Genomic DNA, 692 nt, shown 5'->3' on the forward strand with positions numbered 1-692 from the left:
GGTCACGCCTGCCATCCACAGCTCCACGCAGGCTTGCAGAAGGGGGGGGATCCTGGCGGTTTCGGCGCCTTTCTCTGATTTTTTAGATTTTTCATCCGATAGCTGCCCCTCAACAGAGGGCTCGGTTCCGTCGGCGCCAACGGAAGGCAACTCGGCAGTTACCGCCAACATTGCTGCTCCCAAAATCATTACATGCAAAACCCCAACGGCTGCATAAAGGCGATCTGGCTCGACAGATTGCAACTCAGAGTTGGGAAATCGCCGCAAATACTCTGTCAGCTGTTCTTGGGCCTGAGAAAAACCCATCCGCAAGGCGCGACGATGTTCCTCAGAATAAAGGCCAGCCTCCCCGACCAGGGAGCGCACCAGTTCAGGATTATCGGCCAAAGCCCGAAAACAGGTGTGGACATAGCGCAGGAGAATGGCTTGCAACCCAGAACCTTGAGAGGGGGCGGGATCCGCCTTCAGGGGCAGATCGGCAATGCCGGAAAAAACCCCCAACTCGCCAAATACGGCCAGGAGTAGCCCTTGCTTGGTGCCGAAGTGCCGAAACAGGGTGACCTCATTCACTCCGGCCAAATCCGCAATTTGACGGGTGGTGGTCTGGGTGATGCCCTGACGAACGAACAGCTCCCGAGCCGCATTCAGCAGCCTTTGCCGAGAAGAAGGACGTGCCATAGTGAGGAGAAAAC

1 protein-coding gene is annotated in these 692 nt (G+C 56.8%); it reads right to left on the minus strand.

The window, feature by feature from the left end; genetic code table 11:
• On the minus strand, positions 1–678 hold a 678-nt coding region (locus NW820_RS13210), incomplete at its 3' end, for a TetR/AcrR family transcriptional regulator (RefSeq protein WP_414407751.1).
• Between the last annotated feature and the right edge of the window lie 14 nt (positions 679–692).

This window comes from Synechococcus sp. R55.7 (assembly GCF_047461955.1).
Lineage (GTDB): Bacteria > Cyanobacteriota > Cyanobacteriia > Thermostichales > Thermostichaceae > Thermostichus.